The organism is Aquiflexum balticum DSM 16537 (assembly GCF_900176595.1).
Taxonomy (GTDB): domain Bacteria; phylum Bacteroidota; class Bacteroidia; order Cytophagales; family Cyclobacteriaceae; genus Aquiflexum; species Aquiflexum balticum.
In genome coordinates, this window is record NZ_LT838813.1 from 3,015,558 (window position 1) to 3,038,547 (window position 22,990).

18 protein-coding genes are annotated in these 22,990 nt (G+C 38.9%); 11 read left to right on the top strand and 7 right to left on the bottom strand.

Features of this window, described 5'->3' with window-relative positions:
• Nucleotides 1-23 precede the first annotated feature (23 nt).
• The 4 genes from B9A52_RS12820 (at nucleotide 24) to B9A52_RS12835 (ending at nucleotide 3,071) form a co-directional block, all read left to right on the top strand.
• Nucleotides 24-230 carry a type II toxin-antitoxin system VapB family antitoxin gene (locus B9A52_RS12820; RefSeq protein ID WP_084120841.1) on the top strand — a complete coding sequence of 69 codons (207 nt, stop codon included), beginning with the start codon at nucleotides 24-26 and terminating at the stop codon, nucleotides 228-230.
• Nucleotides 227-610 (top strand): PIN domain-containing protein, encoded by a 384-nt coding sequence (locus tag B9A52_RS12825; RefSeq protein ID WP_084120842.1) that lies wholly within the window; start codon nucleotides 227-229, stop codon nucleotides 608-610. Before B9A52_RS12820 ends, B9A52_RS12825 begins: the two co-directional genes overlap by 4 nt.
• A 251-nt stretch (nucleotides 611-861) precedes the next feature.
• Entirely contained in the window at nucleotides 862-1,689 is an 828-nt protein-coding gene (locus B9A52_RS12830; RefSeq protein ID WP_084123504.1) for a helix-turn-helix domain-containing protein, read from the top strand.
• Nucleotides 1,690-1,766: 77 nt separating this feature from the next.
• Nucleotides 1,767-3,071 carry an MFS transporter gene (locus B9A52_RS12835; protein WP_084120843.1) on the top strand — a complete coding sequence of 435 codons (1,305 nt, stop codon included), beginning with the start codon at nucleotides 1,767-1,769 and terminating at the stop codon, nucleotides 3,069-3,071.
• A 17-nt stretch (nucleotides 3,072-3,088) separates the two neighbouring features.
• On the opposite strand, the gene B9A52_RS12840 is transcribed toward B9A52_RS12835, so the two are convergent.
• The gene (locus B9A52_RS12840) at nucleotides 3,089-5,971 is read right to left on the bottom strand and encodes a two-component regulator propeller domain-containing protein (protein ID WP_231955213.1); all 2,883 of its coding nucleotides are present in this window, start codon (nucleotides 5,969-5,971) and stop codon (nucleotides 3,089-3,091) included.
• 249 nt (nucleotides 5,972-6,220) lie between these two features.
• Between B9A52_RS12840 and B9A52_RS12845 the strand changes: the two genes are divergently transcribed.
• Genes B9A52_RS12845 through B9A52_RS12860 form a run of 4 tightly spaced genes read left to right on the top strand, consistent with a single transcriptional unit; the run spans nucleotide 6,221 to nucleotide 13,404 of the window.
• Entirely contained in the window at nucleotides 6,221-9,304 is a 3,084-nt protein-coding gene (locus B9A52_RS12845; RefSeq protein ID WP_084120844.1) for a SusC/RagA family TonB-linked outer membrane protein, read from the top strand.
• A 5-nt stretch (nucleotides 9,305-9,309) separates the two neighbouring features.
• Entirely contained in the window at nucleotides 9,310-10,776 is a 1,467-nt protein-coding gene (locus B9A52_RS12850) for a RagB/SusD family nutrient uptake outer membrane protein (protein ID WP_084120845.1), read from the top strand.
• An 11-nt stretch (nucleotides 10,777-10,787) separates the two neighbouring features.
• A complete protein-coding gene (locus tag B9A52_RS12855; RefSeq protein WP_084120846.1) occupies nucleotides 10,788-12,275 on the top strand; it encodes a PKD domain-containing protein in 1,488 nt (495 codons plus the stop codon).
• 13 nt (nucleotides 12,276-12,288) lie between these two features.
• Entirely contained in the window at nucleotides 12,289-13,404 is a 1,116-nt protein-coding gene (locus B9A52_RS12860) for a glycoside hydrolase family 16 protein (protein WP_084120847.1), read from the top strand.
• A 68-nt stretch (nucleotides 13,405-13,472) separates the two neighbouring features.
• Here B9A52_RS12860 and menD read toward each other — a convergent pair whose 3' ends face one another.
• From menD to B9A52_RS12875, 3 genes are read right to left on the bottom strand one after another with little or no spacing between them, the layout of a single operon-like run.
• Nucleotides 13,473-15,146, bottom strand: a complete 1,674-nt coding sequence (menD, locus tag B9A52_RS12865) for a 2-succinyl-5-enolpyruvyl-6-hydroxy-3-cyclohexene-1-carboxylic-acid synthase (protein ID WP_084120848.1) — start codon at nucleotides 15,144-15,146, stop codon at nucleotides 13,473-13,475.
• Nucleotides 15,143-16,360, bottom strand: a complete 1,218-nt coding sequence (locus tag B9A52_RS12870) for a chorismate-binding protein (protein ID WP_084120849.1) — start codon at nucleotides 16,358-16,360, stop codon at nucleotides 15,143-15,145. The genes menD and B9A52_RS12870 overlap by 4 nt, the downstream gene beginning before the upstream one ends.
• Before the next feature lies 1 nt (nucleotide 16,361).
• Nucleotides 16,362-16,784: a hotdog fold thioesterase gene (locus B9A52_RS12875; RefSeq protein WP_084123506.1), complete on the bottom strand. Its 423-nt coding sequence runs from the start codon at nucleotides 16,782-16,784 to the stop codon at nucleotides 16,362-16,364.
• Nucleotides 16,785-16,838: 54 nt separating this feature from the next.
• Between B9A52_RS12875 and B9A52_RS12880 the strand changes: the two genes are divergently transcribed.
• A complete protein-coding gene (locus B9A52_RS12880) occupies nucleotides 16,839-17,468 on the top strand; it encodes a histidine phosphatase family protein (RefSeq protein WP_084120850.1) in 630 nt (209 codons plus the stop codon).
• Here B9A52_RS12880 and B9A52_RS12885 read toward each other — a convergent pair.
• The 3 genes from B9A52_RS12885 to B9A52_RS12895 all read right to left on the bottom strand — a co-directional run bounded on the left by B9A52_RS12885 (nucleotide 17,446) and on the right by B9A52_RS12895 (nucleotide 19,936).
• Nucleotides 17,446-17,871, bottom strand: coding sequence for a hypothetical protein (locus B9A52_RS12885; protein WP_084120851.1), 426 nt, complete (start codon nucleotides 17,869-17,871; stop codon nucleotides 17,446-17,448). The genes B9A52_RS12880 and B9A52_RS12885 overlap by 23 nt on opposite strands.
• A gap of 196 nt (nucleotides 17,872-18,067) precedes the next feature.
• Complete coding sequence (locus B9A52_RS12890; protein ID WP_084120852.1) at nucleotides 18,068-18,832, bottom strand: zinc ribbon domain-containing protein; 765 nt, start codon at nucleotides 18,830-18,832, stop codon at nucleotides 18,068-18,070.
• 3 nt (nucleotides 18,833-18,835) lie between these two features.
• The gene (locus B9A52_RS12895; RefSeq protein WP_084120853.1) at nucleotides 18,836-19,936 is read right to left on the bottom strand and encodes a Nif3-like dinuclear metal center hexameric protein; all 1,101 of its coding nucleotides are present in this window, start codon (nucleotides 19,934-19,936) and stop codon (nucleotides 18,836-18,838) included.
• A 42-nt stretch (nucleotides 19,937-19,978) separates the two neighbouring features.
• On the opposite strand from B9A52_RS12895, the gene lpxK reads away from it, so the two are divergent.
• Together lpxK and B9A52_RS12905 are read left to right on the top strand one after the other, a co-directional pair.
• Nucleotides 19,979-21,034, top strand: coding sequence for a tetraacyldisaccharide 4'-kinase (lpxK, locus tag B9A52_RS12900; protein WP_084120854.1), 1,056 nt, complete (start codon nucleotides 19,979-19,981; stop codon nucleotides 21,032-21,034).
• Nucleotides 21,024-22,988 (top strand): putative porin, encoded by a 1,965-nt coding sequence (locus B9A52_RS12905; protein ID WP_394334853.1) that lies wholly within the window; start codon nucleotides 21,024-21,026, stop codon nucleotides 22,986-22,988. The genes lpxK and B9A52_RS12905 overlap by 11 nt, the downstream gene beginning before the upstream one ends.
• Nucleotides 22,989-22,990: the final 2 nt, after the last annotated feature.

Genomic DNA, 22,990 nt, shown 5'->3' on the forward strand with positions numbered 1-22,990 from the left:
TATATTCATAAAAAAATGAAATCATGAAAGTTACAGCAATAATACCTGATGATTTGATAGCCGAAGCGATGGAACTTTCCAAAGCAGAAACCATCACCGAAACCTTAAAAATTGCTTTACACACTTACATCCGATCCCAAAAAATAAAAGAATTGGGAGTCATGATATTGAGTGAACCTTTGGAATTTAAATATACCTCTCAAGAATTACGTGAGTTGAATAGAAAATGAAAGGAGTTGTTTTTGATACCTCAATCTGGATTGAATATTTAAAGGGGAACTCGGAGTACTTTTCTATTTGTCAGGAACTCTTGGAAAACGGGAGAGTTTGGAGCTTAGAGCTGATTTTTGCAGAGTTATTTCAGGGAGCCAAAGGCAAAAGGGAAATGAATTTGATCATGGATTACGTGTCGAATGTTCCATTGATCGATGAGCCACTTCTGATTATTGAGGCAGGAATGCTTTCCAATGAACTTAATTTGATCAATGAAGGGGTAGGATTGATAGATGCAGTAATCATCCATTCCGTCAGAAAAAACCAACTTCAGCTTTGGACTTTGGATAAAAAGATAAGAAGAGTAATTGGATATGATTTTTTGTTTAGGAGTTGAAATGGTTTCAATATGAAGACGGGCATTTTTCTGGTTTCTTCGTCGCGGTGAATTTAACCAATGGGTCTTTTTTTCGAGAAAAGACCTTCGAGGTTTTGAAAACCTCAAAGGTCAGCAGTCTAGCCTCTCGCCTCTAATTTCTTGCCTCTAAACCGAATGCCGTGCAAATGTCGGGTTAAATCCTCCCATTTTTCGGGCTATATTTGTAGAAATCAATCCAACTTGCCATGGTCAAACAAAATCTAATGAACATGAAACAACCGCTATTAGGCCAGAAAATCCTGGAATGGAGAAAGGCCAAAGGATTGACCCAAGAAGAAGTCGTGGAGCGCTGCAATATCAATGTGCGCACCATTCAAAGGATTGAAGCAGGGGAAGTTACCCCAAGGTCTTTTACTGTAAAAGCTATATTGGAAGTATTGGAAGTCAACCCGGAAGAAGTGAAAAATCTTCAATTGGAGAAGGAAGAAGTGTCCCAACCAAGTAATTTAAATTCTTGGCTCAGGTTTTCCTTTATCGCAGGGATCATATATTTGATCTTGGCCATAGTGGAGTCTGTGATAGATTTTCAGCTTTTTATCGAAAAGTCAAGCTTTTCTGCGGGATTTGGATATTTCTATACAATCCTCAAAATGTCAGTTCTGGTTTTCTTCTTCCTATTTACAGGGGCATTTTATAAACTGGGAGAAGCTTTTTCAAATTTGCTTTTGAAAGTCATGGCCATCTTTCTGATGATATTGACGGGAGCGATCATTCTGGAAGACATTGTGACTTATTGGATGGGAATTGACATTGTTTCCGGGCTTCTATTAAGGTCAATGATGGCTGGATTGGTCTATGTGTTGTTTGCAACAAGTTTTCTTCATCTTTCTAAACATAAAGGCATCACTTATATTATTGTAGGTGCATTGGGAATGGTAACTGGAATCTGTTTTATGACTTTCATATTTGCTTTGCCAGGACTGTTTTTCCTTACCATTTTCGAAATTTCCCTGATAGTATTGCTTTACCAAGAATATAGAAAATCCTCTCCTGACAATCCTTTGTCTTATATTTCTCAAGAAAGGGTTTTTCAATAATATAGATTTGATTAGGGTCAGTTTACCTTTTCTGCGACTAAGTTTAGCCGGCAGGAAAGGTTTTCTTATTTTTGACCATGTCCCAGCAAACTTTTGTCTCTAAAGCCTACGAACTGATCACTGATGAAGGGGAAGAAAGGACCTGCGAGTCGATCTCCGAAAAATCCTGCAAAGAAACTCCGGGTAATTTTTTCAAAAATGTCTTCAGTGGATCCCTTTCCAAATTGGCCGAGCAGTTGGTCAGCCCCGGGACAACCCTGCCTTGGATTTTGGCAGCTTTAGGCGTACCGAATCTCTTTACCGGGGCTTTGGTACCTATCAAAGATGCCGGGTCATTGTTGCCACAGCTTTTTGTTTCTGCAAAAATAAGAGCTTATGCAGTAAGAAAATGGTTTTGGGTTATTCCGGCTTTGATTCAGGCTTTGGCTTTGTTTACAATGGCTTTTGTGGTTTTTGAGACTAAAGGAAGTACAGCGGGAATTTTGATCTTGAGCCTCTTACTGCTTTTCAGTTTGGCAAGTGGGGTGGCAAGCATCAGTTTCAAGGACGTCATAGGAAAAACCATCCCCAAAGGGAAAAGGGGGCAGTTGTTGGCTGTGCGGTCCACCATAGGGGGTATTTTGACTTTGGCAGCAGGCGTTTTTATTCTTCAGGACCTGGAAGGTAGACAGGATCACATCATGTTGTTTTGGCTGGTGATGTCGGGAGCAATCCTATGGGTTTTCTCTGCCTTTTTGTTTGCTTTGATTGCAGAAGAAAAGGGAGCGACAGAAGGAGGGAGGTCTCCAATAAACGAAATCAAGCATGCATGGAAGTTTTGGAAAGAAGACAGCAATCTGAGACGCTTTATTTTTACCCGAGGGCTTTTGATGGCAATTCCATTGGCACAACCCTTTTTTGTAGTGTTGGGAAAAGAGGAATTGGGCAGCGAAGTAAATAATTTAGGTGTTATGGTGATAGCCGCTGGAATAGCTAATATTATCAGCAGCCCATTTTGGGGCAGATTTGCCGATCAATCCAGTCGTAAGCTGATGGTCTGGGTTTCTGTTTTGGGAATGGTCAATATTTCCCTGATGGCTTTGTTTCCATTTTGGCCTGAATCTTTGCAGAATATTTACACATTCGCCGTACTCTTCCTGATTCAGGTGATGGCACATGGAGGGGCAAGGTTGAGCAGGAAAACTTATCTGGTAGACTTTGCCCCGGAAAAAGAAAGACCACTTTATGTATCCCTTTCCAATACCATGATCGGAATCTTTACCCTGATTGCAGCAGGTTTGGGAAGTTTGTCTTCTTTCTTTGGTATTCAGGCAATGCTATTCGTATTTGTAGGCTTGCTTGGCTTGGGGTTGTTTTTGGCTTTGAAGTTGAAGGAGGTTTAAACTGGTTACTCTTTCATTTAGAATTTAAGAATGAATTCCTGTAAGTTATCAGTTCTTTCCAGTTTGATTTTTTTGCGTAACCTGTACCGGGCGATTTCGATTCCTCTTGTAGAAATATTCATCAAATAAGCGATTTCCTTCGAAGAGAGATTCATCCTGAGATAGGCGCTGAGTTTGATCTCCTGTGGGCTAAGGTCAGGATATTGTTTTTTGAACCTGGACATAAAGTCTCCATGGACCTGGTCAAAATGGATTTCAAACTGTTCCCAGTCTTTGTCTCCGGCTATATTTTTATCAATGCTTTGAATGACCTTTTGGATTTCATTTTTGACTTCCTGGTTTTTACTCTTTTTGATAATGGAATTCAGATGGGTTTTGGTATGATCAATGAAGCCGTTTTTATTGAGCAGATGCATGGTAGCTGAGGCCAATTCCTTGTCTTTGTTTTGAATCTCAGCCATAAGCTTCTCATTCCTTAAGCGATCAATTTCTTCCTGGGAGCTTTTCAATGCAGATTCTTTTTGCTGCAAAGCTTTCCTTTGGGCATCTGTGATCTGATGGGTTTTTTTCTGGAATCTTTTATCTATCACTTTGTAAATAAATGAGAGCAAAACCAGAGAAAGGGAAAAGTAAATGAAATAAGCTAAATATGACCTGTACCAAGGGGGAAGAATTCTAAACGCGTAAGTATCTGGACTACTGATTTGGTCGTAAATGTTTTTACTGCGTACATGGAATATATATTTCCCTTCCCGAAGGTTGGTATAGGCTTTGTCCCTTTTGAAAGTCCAATCTCCATAACCGTCTTCAAATCCTTCCAGCCAAAATTGGAATAAGGTGGTATTTTCGTTGTTGGGGATGGGGTTACTTGATTCGAACCGGATATTTGCCAAATGATAAGGGATGGAAGGAATGGCCTTTGGTACTTGGGAATATTGCAGGGAATCTTTTTCCCAATAGTTGCCCTGTGAAATCAAAGAATCAGAAACACCGGTAAGGTAAACTGACCGAATCATCGTGGGAAAGGAAGTTGAGGAAACGTTTTTGTTGTCCAGTTTGTACCAAATAAAACCATCATTGGCGGCAAACAAAACCTCATTTGCCCGGATCAAGGAGATGTTTTGTAAATCATCATTTAAAAGGGGAATGATTTTATTGAAAATCTGGTAGTTTTTGACATAAGTGCCATTGATCTGTTTTTCCAGTACCCCGACCTCTTTATCTCCAATAAAAAATATATTTCCAAGTGCATCCTCTACCATACTTGTCGCCAAAAAGTCATCATCAAAATATTTCGCAAAGAAAGCGTCTTTTTCAAATTTATCCTCTTTGGAATTATAACTGTAAAAACCATATTCAGTGGAAAATATCAGTCTGTTATTGATTTTCCATACACTGATCAATAAATTAGTGGGAAGCCCGGATTCAGTGCCATAATATTTTGATTCAACAGAATCCAAAGTTGGGTTTAACCTTAGCCTATAAACTCCCTTATAGCCATGAGTCATCCAAATATCACCATTGAAATCCTGTTCCAAAATCCTGGAGGACTCTTCAAAACCTTTGATTTTTCTTAGAAATTTTATCTCGTTGTTTTTGATTTCAAAAAGAAGCAAACCATTATAGCTGCCACTGATCATCAAGTCAGGATGGTCTTTTAATGGGTGAAAGTTCCATACTCCAGGTAAACTTCCAATTGACTCAGCTTTGGAGTTTTGGATAGTAAAGGCACCGTCATTTTGTGCAGAAAGTAAAAAATCCTGAATTTTGGTCAGCTGATAGACCTGCCCTGTTCCTCCACTTATTTTTTGAATCGGATTTTGGTTTTCGGTATCGGATTTTTGGACTGAGAGTCCAAAGTTGGTTCCGTAATAGATTGAATTCTCATGAAGAATGGCATCATAACCAGTTCCCGGTAATCCGGAGAATTGATCGATAAGTCTGAAAGGAAGACTCAGTTCCAGAAGGGTGATCCCATTATTATGCCCAATCCAAAGGTTGCCGGACATATCTTCAAATAAAGTCAATATGGAATTGTTCTGTAAACCATTGTCTTTGTCCATCCTGAGGACAGATTGTCCATTTTCTTTCAGGATAAACAGACCATCACTTTGGGTGCCAATCGCAATATTGCCGTTTTTGAGTCTAATCGCTTCATTGATTTGGACGTTCTTCGGAATATTTGCCTCCCAATTTTTGATGGTATTCGTATTCGAAATAAAAACCGAATTGTTTCGGGTAAAAATAAGCTGCTGAGTTAAAGTTAAAGATATGATACTGGTAATGACTTCATTCCCAAAAACTTTTCCGTAATCAACCGGCAACAATTTACCATTTTCAAATACTTGAAGACCATCCTCGCTTTGATTGGCATAAAATTTATTATTGGTGAAATGAAAACTTTCGAAATCGGTTCTTCCATTGATGATGGAAACCAATTCCTGGTTATTCGAAAAAACAAATATTTCCTGAAATGTACAGAAAATGACCTGATCGTGAATAAAGATTATTTTCCAGATTTCCTCCAGATTCTTACTGGATTCCGGAAGCTTTTCCAATAGAGAATGATATCTCAAATATCCGGTATCATCAGGCTTAAAATATCCAAATTCACCTTGGCCTGCTACATAGATGATACCTTTTTCATCAATTTGAACGTCTCGGATTTTAGTGCTATTTGGCAAAGAATATCTTCTCCAAGTAGTACCATCATATTCCAAGAGGCCAAAATTATTCGCCACATAAATCAATCCTGAAATACTTTGGGTAATGGAAAAGTTTTGAATACCACCTTGATATTCGTTACTGGAATAAAATTTCGAAAAAGGAAGACCTGGAACTTGTGCGTTTAAATCGAATGCGGCAACAAGAAAGCAAAGGTAAATCAGTAGGTGTTTCATTTGGGTTTAATTGAGTGGGTGCAATGTAATAAAAATTGTTTTGATGTATAATATTTTTGAAAAAGCTGTGATATAGGAAAGGGGAAAATATACCTCTTACTACTCATTTATACCTTTTTTTACGAAATGCTGTGGTTTTGTGAAAAACTGAATGAGGTATTGATGTAGTATTGATGTAATGAGATTTTTTGTAAGCACAATTTATATGACGTGATTTGATCAGTTGATAACTAAATCCAAAATATTTATATGAAAAAAATTTTATGGTTGTGTTTGACCATTGGAATTCATTTTGGTATTGCTGCGCAATCGGGAATGATTACCGGAACAGTAGTTGATCAAAGGGGAGAGACACTTCCCGGAGTCAATATTCTGAAGGTTGGTACCAGTTTGGGTACTATTACGGATTTGGATGGGAATTTTTCCATCGAAGGGAGGGTAGGAGATGAATTTAAATTCAGTTTTATAGGATTCAAAACCCAATTGGTGAAGGCCGGAAGCAATCTGCGCCTTGATATTGTAATGCTCGATGAAATCGAATCATTGAGTGAGGTGATTGTAGTGGGTTATGGTACTGCAACTAAAAAAGAACTTACGGGAGCGGTTTCTCAAATTCAGGGAGAGGATGTAACAAAAATGAAAATGCCTCGCTTGGACCAGGCATTGCAAGGGAAAATCTCGGGTGTAAGTATTACCACAAATTCTGGAGCACCCGGAGGAACTTCCAATATCAGAATTAGGGGTTTGGGTACATTTGGCAATAATAATCCGCTGATTTTAGTAGATGGGGTTATTTTTGATGCCGCAGGTCTTAACTCATTAAATCCTAATGATATCGAGACCATCAACGTCCTAAAAGACGGAACAGCAGGCATATATGGAGTAAGAGCTGCGAATGGTGTAATTATTATTGAGACAAAAAAGGGAAGTCTCAATAGCAAGGCCTCAGTAGATTTTAGTGCGTATTATGGTGTGCAGGAATCTGCCAGAAAGCTGAATCTATTGAATGCAAGAGAATATGCAATTTTAAAAAATGAGGCTTTTGCGGCAGGTGGGATGGCCCCGCCATTTAACAATGTCAATTTGGGTGCTGGTACTGATTGGCAAAATGAGGTTTTTGAAACAGCTCCGATTCAGGAATATAACTTAACCGTTACAGGCGGATCTGAGAAATCTTCCTATTCTATTGGCGGATCTTATTTTGGACAGCAAGGTATCGTAGGAGGTCCAAAGTCTAACTTTGAACGATATAATGCCAGGGTAAACTTTATTACAGAACTCGCTCCCAAGGTGAAGCTGACAAGTGTATTTTTATTCACTCATGAACAAACCAGCGGAATTGCACAAGGGGGGATCGGTTCTGTATTATTTAACACCATTAATGCCTATCCAACTGAGCCTGTTTTTGTAGGCGATAGGTTTTCATATTTGGAAAATGTAGCAGATATCATTAACCCATTGGCTCAGATTGAAAATACTTTCAATGAAACATTTGTAAATAAAATTGTTGGTAAAGAGGAAATCTCCTATCAAATCAATGAGCATTTTAGTTTGAATGGTAGAGCTGGATATAATTTTGCTTTGGTTGATGGAAAATCCTTTGCTCCTTTAGCTTGGTTTGGTCCTGGAAAGTTTGCCAATAGTGCGAGAAATGAGAATTTAGATCCTGTACTTGTAGATGTAGGAGGCACATTAATCGAAAGAGGTGCTTCGGTATTTGAGAACAGGGATTCATTTTTAGATTATAACCTGGAATCTTTCTTGAATTATGACAGAAGATTCCAAGATATCCACAGAATCAAAGGTACGTTGGGTGTAAGTTACTTCGGTAACCGAAACATGGGTCTTAATGGTACCGGATTCAACATTCCAAACAATGATCTTGCATTCGCAGATATTTCAGCGAATCAGGCTCCGGGAGGGTTTTTGAATCAGACAGGTTCTTTCCAAACCAGACAAAGACTGGTATCTGCCTTTATTAGAGGTGAGTATGAATTGAAAGGTAGATACATGTTCTCAGCCATTTTGAGAAGAGACGGATCAACTAATTTTGGACCAAACAATAGAATTGGATATTTCCCTTCCGTGTCTGCGGGATGGGTGGTGTCTGACGAAGAATTTTTTGGTAAAAGCAGTGTAATTGATTTCATGAAAGTGAGGGCCAGCTTTGGTGTATCCGGAAATGATCAAATCGGACTTTTCAGGTATAGAGGCTTGATGAATGGATTGGCTAGATATGTCTTCAATGACTTTATCATCAACGGTGCGGCCATCGGTGCTACCAGTAACCCTGATTTGAAGTGGGAGACAACCTTACAGACAAATATTGGATTGGACTTCACACTATGGAGAAGTATTGATTTCACAGCAAATTACTTCATCAAGGATACAAGAGATTTATTGTTTCAACCAGCTGTTTCGGCTCTATTGGGATCATATGGTCCAGGTGGTTCGCCTCCGGTTATCAATGCAGGAAATGTTTCCAACAAAGGTCTTGAATTGGAGATTGGATATGGTACACGAAAGCAAACCGGAGTGAATTTTAGAATTGATTACAATGCCACCTTTATCAGAAACAGGGTAACTAAAGTTCCGGAAGGATTGGATTTTATTCCGGGAGCTGGATTTAGTGTAGGAGGTAATGTTGCCACAAGATTCCAGGAAGGATTCCCAATTGGATATTTCATTGGATTCCAAACAGACGGGATTTTTCAATCTCAGGAAGAAATTGCTTCCAGCCCAGTTGTACAATCAGGCGCAGTCCCAGGTGATTTAAGGTTTGTGGATACAAATGGAGATGGTGTCATCAATTTCAGCGATGATTCTGACCGTACGTTTATAGGTTCACCGATTCCTGATTTCATTATGGGTTTGAATTTGGCCATGGATTTCAAAGGATTTGATATTTCAGCCAATGTATATGCTGCAATAGGCCAGGAAATTATCAGGAACTATGAAAGGCAACAACCTTTTGCCAATCAATTGGCATATAATATAAACAGGTGGACGGGTCCAGGCACTACCAATGAAATCCCAAGACTTACCACAGGTCAGACAAGAAATTCAGTGTTTTCCGACTTCTTTGTTGAAGATGGTTCTTTTGTGAGGTTAAGAAATGTTCAGTTAGGATATACGCTTCCAGAAGCTGTTTCAGGAAAAATCGGTATCAGCTCGATGAGATTTTACGTTGCTGCTAATAACCTGATCACCTTGACCAGGTATATGGGATTTGACCCCGATGTGGGATCCGGTAATCCTTTATTTGCAGGTGTTGATAATGGTATATTTCCACAGGCAAGGGTAATCATGGGCGGTTTAAACTTTAGATTCTAATAGACATGAAAAAAATATATATCATCATTCTTACATTGAGCATGTCACTTGTTTCATGCGATCAGTGGCTGGAAATTGAACCTGAATACACTCAGGATGCCGAGAATTTCTTCAACACAGAAGAAGATTTTCAAAGGGCTGTTATAGGTGTTTATGACTTAATGCAAACAAACTATTTGCAGATTTGGATAGGAGAAATTGCATCAGATAATTCTATAGCAGGAGGAGAAAGTGTAAACGATACTCAAGGACTTCACGAGATTGACAACATGACACATGGTGGAGTCAACAATGAATTGAGAGATGTAATGAGATTTAACTATACCGGTATAGCAAGAGCTAATTTTATTTTTGAAAATGAAAATAAAATAGATTTCGCATCCAAAGAGCGATTAATGGCGGAGATTTCTTTCATTAGAGCTTATTTCTATTTTACTCTTGTCAATTATTTTGGAGATATGCCACTGATAGTGGACAGAAGAATTTCTATCAATGAAGTTTTCCAAATAGACAGGACTCCAAAAGCGGAAATCTATGCTCAAATTGAAAGAGATTTGGATAGAGCAATTCAAGAACTTAATTGGACCAATCCAGAGCTTGGTAGAATTACCAAAGGTGCTGCCCTGGCTTTGAAAGGTAAAGTTTTGTTGTACCAGCAGAAATTTTCAGAAGCTGCACAGGTTTTTGATGAATTGATCAGTACCAATCAAGCTAATTATGCTTTGGTGTCAGATATGAACACGATGTGGTTGGCTGTCAATCAGAACCGAAGTGAGGACGTATTTACAATTCAGCATTCCGGATTACAGGGAGGTGACTATGGTTGTTTGGTTTGTTTGCAGGGTAATCCTGCTGTAGGATTTCATTCAATCCGAAATTACGTAGGCCCATTTTATGCAGATGGTAATAGCTATAATCTTCCAACCCAAAATCTATATGATTTCTTTGGAAATGATCCCAGAAGGCAGGTTACTATCCTGGATTTAGATGCATTTATTGCCGCCCAGCCCAATCCTGATGATATTTCTTATGCAGTTGGTGGAGGTGGTCATACTGGCTACTTCAACAATAAATACATCAAAAGAGCAGCTGAGAGAGGACTTCCCGACGATGACCTTACGAGTCAATTGAATTATAGGGCAATTCGTTTTGCTGATGTATTATTAATGGCTGCAGAGGCATTTGCCCAGACAGGTAATGATGCAAGAGCTAGAGTTGAACTAAATAAAGTAAGACAAAGGGCCGGGGTTGCGGAAATCACCAGTTCGGGTGCACAGCTTTTGGAAGATATCTACAGAGAAAGAAGATTGGAACTTTCGGGAGAAGGATTAAGGTTCTGGGATTTGGTAAGGACAGGTAAAGCTGCGGAAGCCATACCCGGGTTTCAGGTAGGTAAGCATGAATTGTTTCCAATCCCGCAAGTGGAGATAGATTTAGCAGGTGGAAGATGGTCTCAAAATCCAGGTTATTAAAATAGAATCAAATGAAAAAATATATAAAATATTTGTTTTTACTGCTGCCGGTAGTCTTGATGGCAGCGTGTATTGAGGAGTACAGATTAGATGCGACCACTCCTCCTGATCAGGCAGCAAGATTTAGTTTCCAGCCTAGTCCAGAAAATGACAATATCATTAATTTTACCGCAGATCTCGAGTTTTTCATGATGAAGTGGGATTTGGGAAATGGGGCTTCCGGTACGGGGAAAAATGTTACAGGTATTTACCCCTCGGCAGGAACTTACAACGTTACCCTGACTATTTTTGATCGGGGTGGCAGTGCCAGCACAACTTTGGAAGTCGTGATAGAACAAACAGACCCCACATTGCTTGACAGGCCGATATATAATTTGTTGACAGGAGGAATTGATGCCATAGAAGGAAAGACTTGGGTAGTTGATTCTGCCCGTTCAGGCCATTTTGGGGTTGGACCCGATCCTATTGGGGCGGGGGGATATTTCCCTGAATGGTATCAGGCACAGCCAAATGAAAAAGTTGGCAGTGGTATGTACACTGATAGGTATACTTTTTTCTTGAGGGATTTTGAATTTGATTGGGAGACCAATGGTTTTGTGTATCTCAATGCAGCCCAAGGATCAAATTTCCCAGGTGCGTTTGACCCGGGGGTGGGTGACCTTTCCGCACCATTTGTTTCTCCAGGAGGCTTGACTTGGAATATTGTAGAAGAGGAGGGTGAATTCCCAATTTTGAATCTCAGTAACCCTGGATTCCTTGGATATTACGCAGGCACAAATTCATTTCAGATTATACGGCTTGAGGAGAATGAAATGTTTGTTCGTTTTATTGATCAGGCAAATGCAGGTTTGTCTTGGTATGTCAGGTTGATTCCAGCGGGATTTGACAGCGGTGCAGGAAATCCAGACCCAGATCCAGATCCAGATCCCGATACTGGTGGGAATGTCGCAATTACGCTTCAGGATTTGATTGGAGGCGGTGAGAAGGCATGGAAACTTAAACCTGCAGCAGGAGCTTTCGGAGTTGGACCTAATCCAGGAAGTGATCAATTCTATCCCAATGGAAATGACATTTCGGGAGAACGGCCTTGTTTATTCAATGATCTTTTTATTTTTAAAAATGGCGGTGTATTTGAATATGATGCGCAAGGTGATATTTTTGGCGAGTTCTATATGGGATTAGCTGAAGAACAATGCCAACCTGCATCCAACCTTGCAGGTACACCGGGAGAGGCTTGGGGTCCAGGAGTACATACCTTCAGCTTTACCGAAGGTACATCTACTGTAAATCCTAAAATCACGGTGACAGGCACAGGGGCATTTATAGCACTTCCTAAAGCATATAATGGTGGTGAGTACACCGCAGGCCCGCCTGCGACAAATAGATCTGTAACTTACGACGTCATTGCTTTTGAAAATGAAGAATTGACAATTTCTATAGATATCTCCAATAATGGTAGTGTATTCTGGACATTTGTATTGATTCCTGATGATAACTAATCTTATATAAATTATGATGAAAATAAAAATGCTCTTTTTGTTAATAATGGCCTTTTTTGTAGCATCATGTGGGGAAGAGGAAAAGCAAGACCAGGTTTTGCTGCCTTCAAATCTACAAATATCTATTATCAAGGAGACAAACGGATCAGTAAAGGCCTCTTTTATTGCCGTGAATGCTAATTTCTTTCGGGTAAATTTTGGCTTGCCAAACAGTACCGCTGAGAGGGCGACAGGAAATTCGGCATCATTTACCTACAGGGAACCTGGGACTTATACCATTACTGTACAGGCACATTCCACAGAAAATGATTTTATTTCTTCCAGTCAATCGGTGACCTTAACGAATGAAGACCTTGGTATTGGAATTCCTAATGCTGGATATGAGAGTCCGCTTTCCTATGATGGCTATAATCTGGTATGGCAGGACGAATTTAATGGCACGAGCCTTTCCGGTGATTGGGTGCATGAATTAGGCGATGGTTGCCCTGATCTTTGCGGTTGGGGTAATAGGGAACTCCAATTTTACAGAAGGGAAAACACTGAATTGAAGGATGGACATCTCATTATCAAAGCAATCCAAGAAAGTGTAGGAGGGAAGAATTTCACTTCTTCCAGGATAAAAACTCAAGGTAAAAAATCTTTTACCTTTGGCAGGTTTGATATCAGAGCGGTACTTCCAAAAGGTCAAGGCATATGGCCTGCAATATGGATGTTGGGTGACAATATTACTGAAGTAGGTTGGCCTGCTTGTGGAGAAATTGATATCATGGAACTGGTTGGAGGAAATGCCAATGGTAGAGATAATACCGTGCATGGAACTGTGCATTGGGATAACAACGGTCAATATGCAAACTTTGGAGGATCAGTTGCCCTTCAACAAGGCATCTTCAATGATAAATTCCATGTGTTTTCTGTGATTTGGGATGAAAGTAAAATTGTTTGGCTTTTGGACAATGTCCCATATCACCAAATCGACACTACTCCTCAAGCATTGGATGAATTCAGAAAACCACATTTTTTCATCTTCAATGTTGCGGTGGGAGGTAATTGGCCAGGAAGTCCGGATTCCAGCACCAATTTCCCACAGCAAATGGTAGTGGACTATATAAGGGTTTTTCAAAAAAATTAATCCATAATCTTTAACCTTTAAACAAAATTAAGGCCGTCTCCAAGAGACGGCCTTAATTTTTTGGATTATCAGATTTTTGAAATTTCACTTTTTATCCATTTCAAAATTTCCGCATTTTTAGGACTTTCTGTCTCAATTTCCAAGATTTTAGGATTAATAGATTCCCTGTAAAAATCTTTAAGGCCCATTTCCAAGCTTCTTTTATCATTTGCCAAGTGGTATTCAAATCCAAAATCTTTTGCAAGATATCCTGCACTTAAGCGTTGTTTGGTTTCAAAATATTCTTCCAGTTCAGGTTGTTTGGAAGGTCCATCGATCAACCTGAATATTCCCCCTGCGTGATTATTCAAAAGTATTATCCTGAGGTTGCTCATTTTATAGTTATGCCAAAATGCATTTCTATCATAGAAAAAGGCCATATCGCCTGTAATCAAAGTGACTGGATCTTTTGTGGTAAAAGTGCATCCAACGGCTGTACTGTTACTACCGTCGATTCCGCTAGTGCCCCGGTTACAAATTATTTCCTGGTCTCTTTTCCCCAATAGATTCACATATCTTACGGCCATGCTGTTAGCGACATGTAATTTGGATTCTTGCGGTATGGCTTCCAGACATATAGCCAGAGCACTGTATTCACCAAATTTTGCTTTACTTAAAATTGAAGGTAAGTGATGTGCAATTTTTCTCTCGGCATCAATCCAGGCTTTGGTGAAATGGTGGTCACTACTATTTCCATTTTCAAGCAGGAACCTTAAAAAGGAAGTTTCATTGGATTGTATTATTTTGGATAAATGTTGATAAGTGTCCGGTACATATCCATCGGGTTGAATGTGCCAATGCTCTGCTTGGGATTTTCTAAGGAAAGCTTTAAGGCTTTTTGATATGATAGACTTGCCAAAGGATATAATTAGATCAGGAGTGAAAACAGGATCAGTGCCCATACCCAAGAAATGATCATGTAGATTTATAGTGTTTCCGGATTGCATGTTGGAGATACTATCGGATACTACAGTTGCTTTTCTTGTTCTGATTATTTCTTCCAAAAGATGCTTTATACTATTATTTGGCTTTTGCTGTCCCGGAATGATCAGAACCTTTTTGAATTTTGGGATTGAAAGGAGAAGGTTTTCCCGAGCTGTTTCAGAAAGTTCTTTTGAAGAACGCAATAGGCCAATGTCCCTGACCGAATCAGAAAATTTAAATAATTCCTCAGCATCAGGATAGAAAGGCTCTCTCAAAGGAATGTTGATATGAACCGGTCCCGGAGGATATTGACAAGCAAGATTAATAGCTTCATTGGCGATCCTATTGGCATGCCAGATTTTATCATTATGTCCATATTCATCCGGGAAAGTAAAAGATCCTTTGACATGCTTTCCGAATATATTTGTTTGCCGGATCGTTTGTCCATCCCATTGGTCAATCCATTCCGGTGGCCTGTCAGCAGTGATCACCAAAAGGGGTATACGCTGAAAGAAAGCTTCTGCAATGGCAGGAGCATAGTTGTATGCCGCTGAGCCGGACGTACAGACGAGGACCACAGGTTTCTCAAGCTGCTGAGCAATTCCCAAAGCAATAAATGCTGCTGACCTTTCATCTGAAATCGTTCTGGAATGAATTCCTGAATGTCTGGTAAATGCCAATGTAATCGGAGCACATCTGGATCCAGGAGATAAAATTGCCTCAGTTATTCCTTTGATATGGCAAAGTGAAACCAGATCAGTGATAGGTTGAATAATCAAAATTTATTTTCCAGGTTAAGGTGTTCACCGATAATATCGCATTTCATTTCTGTTTCCTCCCATTCTTTTTCAGGAATGGAATCTTCCGTTACTCCGGCACCTGCATAGAGTATCGCGTAGCCTTGCATTAACCTTGCTGTTCTCAGGTTCACATAAATGGTGGTTTCTTCCTCTATATTTACAGGGCCTATAAATCCTGCAAATAGTGAGCGGTCAAAATTTTCGTTTTTACTTAAAAAATCAAAAGCCATTTCTCGGGGCATACCACAGACCGCAGACGTTGGATGTAATAACTTTAACATGACTGAACCTAATTGCGGGAAATTAGTGGCCGTCATATTTACTTTAAAATCCGAACGTAAATGGAGTAAATTTCCTGCAAGAACAGTTTTTGGTCCATATTCATCGTATTCCCTCAATCTGATTTTTTTGAAGCAATCCACAATATAGCGACTTACCAAAGCCTGTTCTTCTATTTCTTTTTGCGTCCAAGCCACTGATTTGAGTGGGTTGTCTCCCTGGGCTTTTTGGGTTCCGGCCAAAGAAATGGTATAGAATTCATCACCTTTTGTATGGATCAGAATTTCCGGAGATGCCCCTATCCAAGTTCCAACCGTTGGGATATGGAAAAAATTAATAAATGCATTTGGATACGATTGGATAAGGCTTTTTAAGGAACTGACAAGATCAAAATTGTCATTGAGTTTGATTTTCTTAAAACGTGCGGGCACTATTTTATTGAGTTGCCCTTCCTCAACTGCCTTTATACCCTTTTCCACTAGATGGATAAAATCTGTTTTGCTGCAGGGTTCAGCTATTCTTTCATTCTCAAATTTATTTTCAGCAACAAAGTTTTTATTGATATCAGCAGTGGATTTTTCTTTTGGGATGATGCTTGATATAGGTTCTAAATAAATCCTCTGTTCTTCAAAAGTCGTTTGAAGATTAATTTTAAAGTATGTATCTGCTGTTAGGAAAAATGCTTTTTTGTCCTCTTGATCCTCAAAAGGATGGACAATAAAACCGGAAGATAGTTCTTCCAGGTTTGGGGTTATCCTTTTTAGCTCTCCTGTCTTATCTATCAATACCTGAAGAAAATGGGATTTCGGTTTTCTCCAAATGGCAACCTGATGTCCTTCCAGCAAACTCAAAGAAATGAGGTTTCTCAGATAAACTTCCAATGAAATCTGATTGGTGTCTAAAGTAGTTTGCATATTACTTTTTATCAATTACAGCTAATGTAATCCTACTGATGCAACTTAACATGTCTTGATCGGTATATATTTTTATTTCCCAAACTTGCGTTTTTTTTCCCAAATGTATGGGTTTAGCAATTCCCCTGACAAAACCTTCTTTGACAGATTTGAGATGATTGGCATTGATCTCCAAACCCACACAATATTGATTCTGCCTGTCGATGGTCAAGCTTGCGGCTACTGACCCAAGAGTTTCTGCCAAAACCACATTTGCTCCCCCATGTAACAGGCCAAGGGGTTGTTTGGTTTTGTTTGCCACAGGCATTGTGGCTTCCAGGAAATCTTCTCCAATCCGGGTAAATCTTATATCCAAAAAATCCGTCATCGTATCCTTGCCCCAATCGTTGAGGGCTTCTAAACTTGCATTTGATTGAAATATCATGTAATCCGGAATAAAAGTTTTTACTTTGGTACCTGAAAACAAAAATAGAGAAACTTGCTAACTAAAAAAATCTATCTGATCCGTCATGGTCAGACTGAATATAATCTGAAAGGTGTTGTACAGGGCAGTGGCATTGATGCCCCTTTAAATTGGAATGGTCATAAACAGGCTGCTGCGTTTTTTGAGCATTATAAAAATGTTCCATTCGACAAGGTTTTTTATACAGGACTGCAGCGGACCCGTCAGTCGGTTCAGGGTTTTATTGATTTGGGGATACCCCATGAAGGAGTGCCTGAATTGAATGAAATTTCCTGGGGAAGATACGAAGGCGTACCCATGACAAAGGAAGAAAACAATTACTATGAATTCATGCTGGCCAGGTGGAGTTCGGGTGATCTAGATTATGCCATTGAAGGTGGGGAAAGTCCTTCAAAGGTTGCCATAAGGATGAAAAAAGGGATTGATTATATCCTTTCTCAAGAAGGGGATGTATTTTTGATTTGTATGCATGGCCGAGCAATGAGAATTCTACTCAGTGGTATAATGGGCTATGATCTTAGATACATGGATGTTTTTTTGCACCAAAATCTTGGGCTTTATTTACTCAGTCAAAATGAATTAGGAAGTTTCAGAATTGAAAAATATAACTGTGCAGAACACCTTAAGGAGTTGGAGTTGCTTTAAGTGGCTTACCACTCTTTTTGTTTTTATCGACAGTTTTTGCTTCCAAAGTATTCAATAAAAACTGATAGGTGGATTTTGATTCATCCAAATCAATAATTTGATAGGCGATTTCTCCCAAGGAGGAAACTTTATCGGCATTGATTCTGATAAAGAAATCTGCTAACTGACAAGCATCAATATTTTCATAGGGAACTTTTACAATAATAGCAGCATCAGAATTGCCCGAATAGGATCTTGTTGAGAAAATATTGTTCAAACTTAGCTCTATATAGGAGGTACTTGTCTTATTTGCTTTCAGTTCTGATTTGTTGAAAATTATCAAAAAAGTCCTTCCCTCAAAATCTTTTGAGAATCCTGATGAGACCAGGGAAACAAATAGTATAGTAACCAAAAACTTTTTCACAACTGCAAACTAAAAAAAGAATTTTGATTAAGCAAAGTTGCATTTAAATTCGAGGGTAAATTTTGAATAAACACAAAAAGCCCAATTTTTCGGGCTTTTTGTGTTTATTTTCCTATGATTAAAGAATAAGGTTTCAGAGAATTAACTGAGCTAAACCAACTAAAGTAATTTAATTGCCAATTTGGTTCTGCAGAAATTAGGCTCTGCTTCTTTTTTTCTTTGTTACCTCTTCCTCGATTTCATCCTCAACCCCTGCAAATATTCTTCCGCAATGCTCACAGACGATGATTTTTTTCTTTTCCCTGATATCCGCCTGTCTTTGGGGAGGAACTATGTTAAAACAACCGCCACAGGCGCCTCTTTTTACCATAACTACCGCTAATCCATTTTTAGCATTTGTCCGGATTTTAGAATAAGATTTAGCAAGTCTATCCTCAAGTTTTTTCAGAGCTTTATCTCTGTCCGCTTTCAGTTTGTTTTCATCATTTTCACTTTCTGAAATGATGGTATCAAGCTCGGACTTTTTATTCTCCAGATCCTTTTTTCTTTCAGAAAGAATGTTTTTCAACTCTCCGACTTCAATATTTTTGGATTCGATTTTAACTTGGGATTCCGTGATTTTCTTTTTGGATACCTGGATTTCAAGATCTTGCAATTCCAGTTCTTTGGTGATGGCGTCATACTCCCTGTTGTTTCTGACATTCATCTGCTGTTCTTGATATTTCTTAATGAGTTTCTCGGATTCTTTGATGTTCTCTTTGAATCTTTTGATATCATCTTCCAAGGCTACCAAATCAAAATTGAATTTCTCCAATCTTGTTTCATATCCAATTATCTCATCTTCAAGGTCTTGGACTTCTTCTGGAAGTGCTCCTCTTACTTTAAAAATCGAGTCGAGTCGGGAATCTATTTTCTGAAGGTTTAATAAGGCTTCAAGCTTTTGTGCAACTGTACTTTCCATGTACTATATATAAGTTATGGGATTCGTAACTACTTTTGTCAAATAGAGTGCAATATTAGCAAAATTTTGTGACAATAAGTCTTTGAGTAATTCTTTTGTGTGAATTTCACTTTCATAGTGCCCAATATCACAAATAATTAATTGATTATCAGCATCAAAGAATTCATGGTATTTAACATCAGATGTAATAAAAATATCAGCTTTGGCTTTTATGGCATCCGACAGGAGAAAAATACCCGATCCACCACAGACAGCTACCTTCTTTATGGGCTTTCCTAAAAGGTGCGTGTGCTTCACTGTATGAAGCTCCATGTTTTTTTTGAGGTAATGGAGAAATTCAGTTTCTTCCAAAGGAGTTTCTAACTCTCCAATCATTCCCGCACCGACTTCCTGATTTTCATTTTCAAGCTTATGAAGAAAATAAGCTACTTCCTCATAAGGGTGCGATGATAACAAGGCAGCCAGCACCTTTTTTTCCAAATAACCAGGCAATAATACTTCAATCCTTGTTTCAGCTTCTTTATGAGGGGTTCCTTTTGAACCAATATAAGGATCTGAGTGCTCAGAAGGAGTGTAGGTACCCATTCCTTCCGCTAGAAAGCTGCAACCGGAATATTCTCCGATTTTACCGGCCCCCGCTTCGAAAAGTGCATTTAGGACTTTTTCAGTTGCCTCTTTAGGGGTAAATGTGGTCAACTTGGATAAAATTTGTTTTTTTGGTTTCAGTATTTTGGTGTTGATCAATCCCAGTTTATCTGAGATTTTTTTGTTGACGCCTTGGGCGACATGATCCAGATTGGTGTGGATGGCATAAATGGCAATGTCATTTTTTATGGCTTTGATCACGGTGCGCTCCACATAGTCTCTGCCGGTAAGGCTTTTCAAACCCTTGAAAACAATGGGATGGTGGGCGATTATCAGGTTGCAACCAAGTGCAATGGCTTCATCTACAACAGCTTCAGTGGCATCTAAAGTACAAAGGATTCCATTTACCTGATCTCTCGGGTTTCCGGTTATCAATTGGGCATTATCATAAGATTCCTGATAGGCAGGAGGGGCAATTTTTTCCAGATAAGAAACTATTTCCTGAATCGTATTAACCATATTTTTTTAATTACTTTGTTCAAAATTAAGTAAAAATAGCCAATGCGCTGGTATGACCCTTTTCTTTATCCTTTTGCAGTTCTTTATGAAGGAGTTACCCGGTATAGGAACAAGATGTTTGACTTAGGCAAGCTAGAGAGTACCTCATTTAAAATTCCTACTGTAGTGGTGGGAAACCTGAATGTCGGGGGCTCTGGAAAGACTCCAATGGTAGAATTTTTGATTGAGATGCTTTCTCCACAAATCAAACTGACAACTTTAAGTAGGGGATATGGAAGGAAAACAAAAGGTTTTTTGATGGCAGATGGAGTGGTTGGACCTGACCAAATCGGAGATGAACCTTATCAGATATTCACCAAATTCAGAAACCAAGTATCGGTCGCTGTTGGGGAAAAAAGGGCTTTGGCCATCCCTGAGATTATTGCATTAAAACCAAAGACAGAACTAATTTTATTGGATGATGCCTTTCAGCACAGGTATGTCAAAGCAGACTTATATATCCTCTTGACCACTTACCAAAAACCTTTTTTTCGAGATAGAATAATGCCATTGGGGACATTAAGGGAAAATGCAAAGGGTGTTGAAAGAGCAGATGTAATTGTCGTCACAAAATGTCCTAAGTCCATATCAGAAAAGGATAAAAAGGAATACTTAAAAGAAATCAGAAATTTCTCCAGTTCGCCTGTAATTTTTGCAGGCATTCAATATGGTGAACCCATCCCCATATTTCAATTAAATACCGGACTATCCCGAAAGGTGATTTTATTATCAGGTATAGCTGACAATTCTCTTTTTGTGTCGGAAGCGCAGGATAGATTTCAGGTATTGGAAACCATAACCTTTCCTGACCATCATCTGTATAAGACTTCAGATGTGGCCATGCTTCGTAGACTTTTCGAAAAATATCGGGATTGTATGATTTTGACTACAGAAAAAGATGCGGTCAAACTTAAAAATGAAGCCTTTCATGAATATTTGGCAGAAATTCCGATTTTTGCCCTACCGATAAAAATAAACATGTCATTAAAGGACAAAGAATTTTTGTTTGAAAGCATCACCAAAGTTGTCAAGGACAAAGCGTATATCCGTGAGATTTAATCTGTTGATATTTCTTTTTATTTTCACTTGTTTCTGTGTGATTCATGCGCAGGCACAAATAAGGCCTACGGGACCTCCTACTGGAGGATTTCCACCAACAGGTCCACCAAATGCACAGACAGGTGATCCCGATCAGCTTCAAGAAGGCGAGGAAGGCGGAAGAAAAAAACTGATAGATGATAGTACCAAAATGGTTTTTGGACCAAAAACCACCCTCTATTTTTTGGAAAAAGACATCAAGAGAAATGTTTCCAGGACTTTTGAAGTGGATACTTTGCTCAATAATTTTCATTATTATGAACCTGTTGCGAAATCAGGTTGGATGTATCAGGACTTGGGAAATATAGGCAGTGCGGCAAAACCTATTTTTTATTCTGCTCCTCAAATGATAGGGACTACATCAGGTTTTCATGTCTATGATTTATACCATGCTTCCCCTGATAGCATGAGATATTATGATACCAAATCACCCTTTACCCAAATGAATGCTTTTTTTGGAGGGGGAAACAGAAATATGCTTGATTTGGTATTTGCCAGAAATATCAATCCCCGATGGAATGTTGGATTTAATTTTCATACCATAAGGGCACGGAAGACATTGAATCCCAATGCAAGAGACGATAATTTGACAGAACAAACTTCTTATTCTGTACATACCAATTACAGGTCGGAAAATGGCAGGTACTTATTGTTGGGGAATCTTTCCAGGATGAAACATCTTGTTAACGAACAGGGAGGAATTATTTCCCCGGATGTAGACAGTACTTCCTTGTTGTTTGCTTATGAAGATGCAAAAGTTTGGCTTAGAGATTCACGGGTAACAGATCTGAGGCAGGATTATCATCTGTATCATGAATATGAATTGGCCAAGGGTTGGCAGATATATCATGTTTTTGACAAAAAAAAGCAGGATGTAACTTTTATTGGAGACCTAAGCTCCTCTGATTCTTTGTTTTTCAATTTATTCAACCCTGTTCGATACAACTCAGAAGACAGTACTTATAACAAAAATAATTTCAGTGAATGGAGAAATGAGATTGGCTTCAAAGGAGATTTTGGTCTTTTGTATTATAATGCTTTTGTCAAATTCAGGAGTGGAAGAATGAGAAGTCCAACTATGGAAACTGACAATCCCTTTAACGAACTGTTTGTAGGTGGGGCTGTAAGGGGAGATTTAAGTGAAAAATGGAGGTTTGAAGCTGAAGGAGAATACCTGATTCCGGGTGCATTTAGGATACACGGATTATTTGTTTCCCCGTTTTTAGAGGCTTCTTACACCAAAGCTTTATATAAACCGACATCCATGCAGCAGGTTTATTTTGGCAATCACCACCAGTGGGAAAATTCCTTCTCAAACATTGGTTTGGACCAAATAAAAGGGGTGTTGAAAGCTGATTTTCCAAGTTGGAGTTTAAGACCTAACATTACTTTGAACAGAATAAATAACTATGTTTTCTTCAATGAGGATCAGGAAGCAACCCAATCTGATGGAGAGGCATTTATGGTTATACCTGGATTGACTTATTCATTCAACATCAGAAAGAAGTTTTTCTGGGAATCTGAGATTTACTATACCTTGATTACAGGAGATGGAAAGGACAATTTCAGAATACCTGAATTGCTGTTCAATTCGAGGATTTATTACGACAGTCCCATGTTTAATGAAAACCTATTTCTTCAGATCGGTTTGGAGTCCAGGTTCCGAGGAGACAATTTCGCGGAATCTTATAACCCGGCTATGCAACAGTTCTTTCTGCAGAATGAATTCAATGTATTTGCCTATCCTGTGATAGATTTTTTTGTTAATCTTAGAATCAATAGAACCAGAGTTCTTGTAAGGATGAATCATATCAATATCAATATGATGAATGAACCGGGATATTTTGTAACCCCTTATTTTACAGGGTTAAGAAGAACTTTGGATATAGGAATCAGTTGGCCGTTATTTGACTAAAC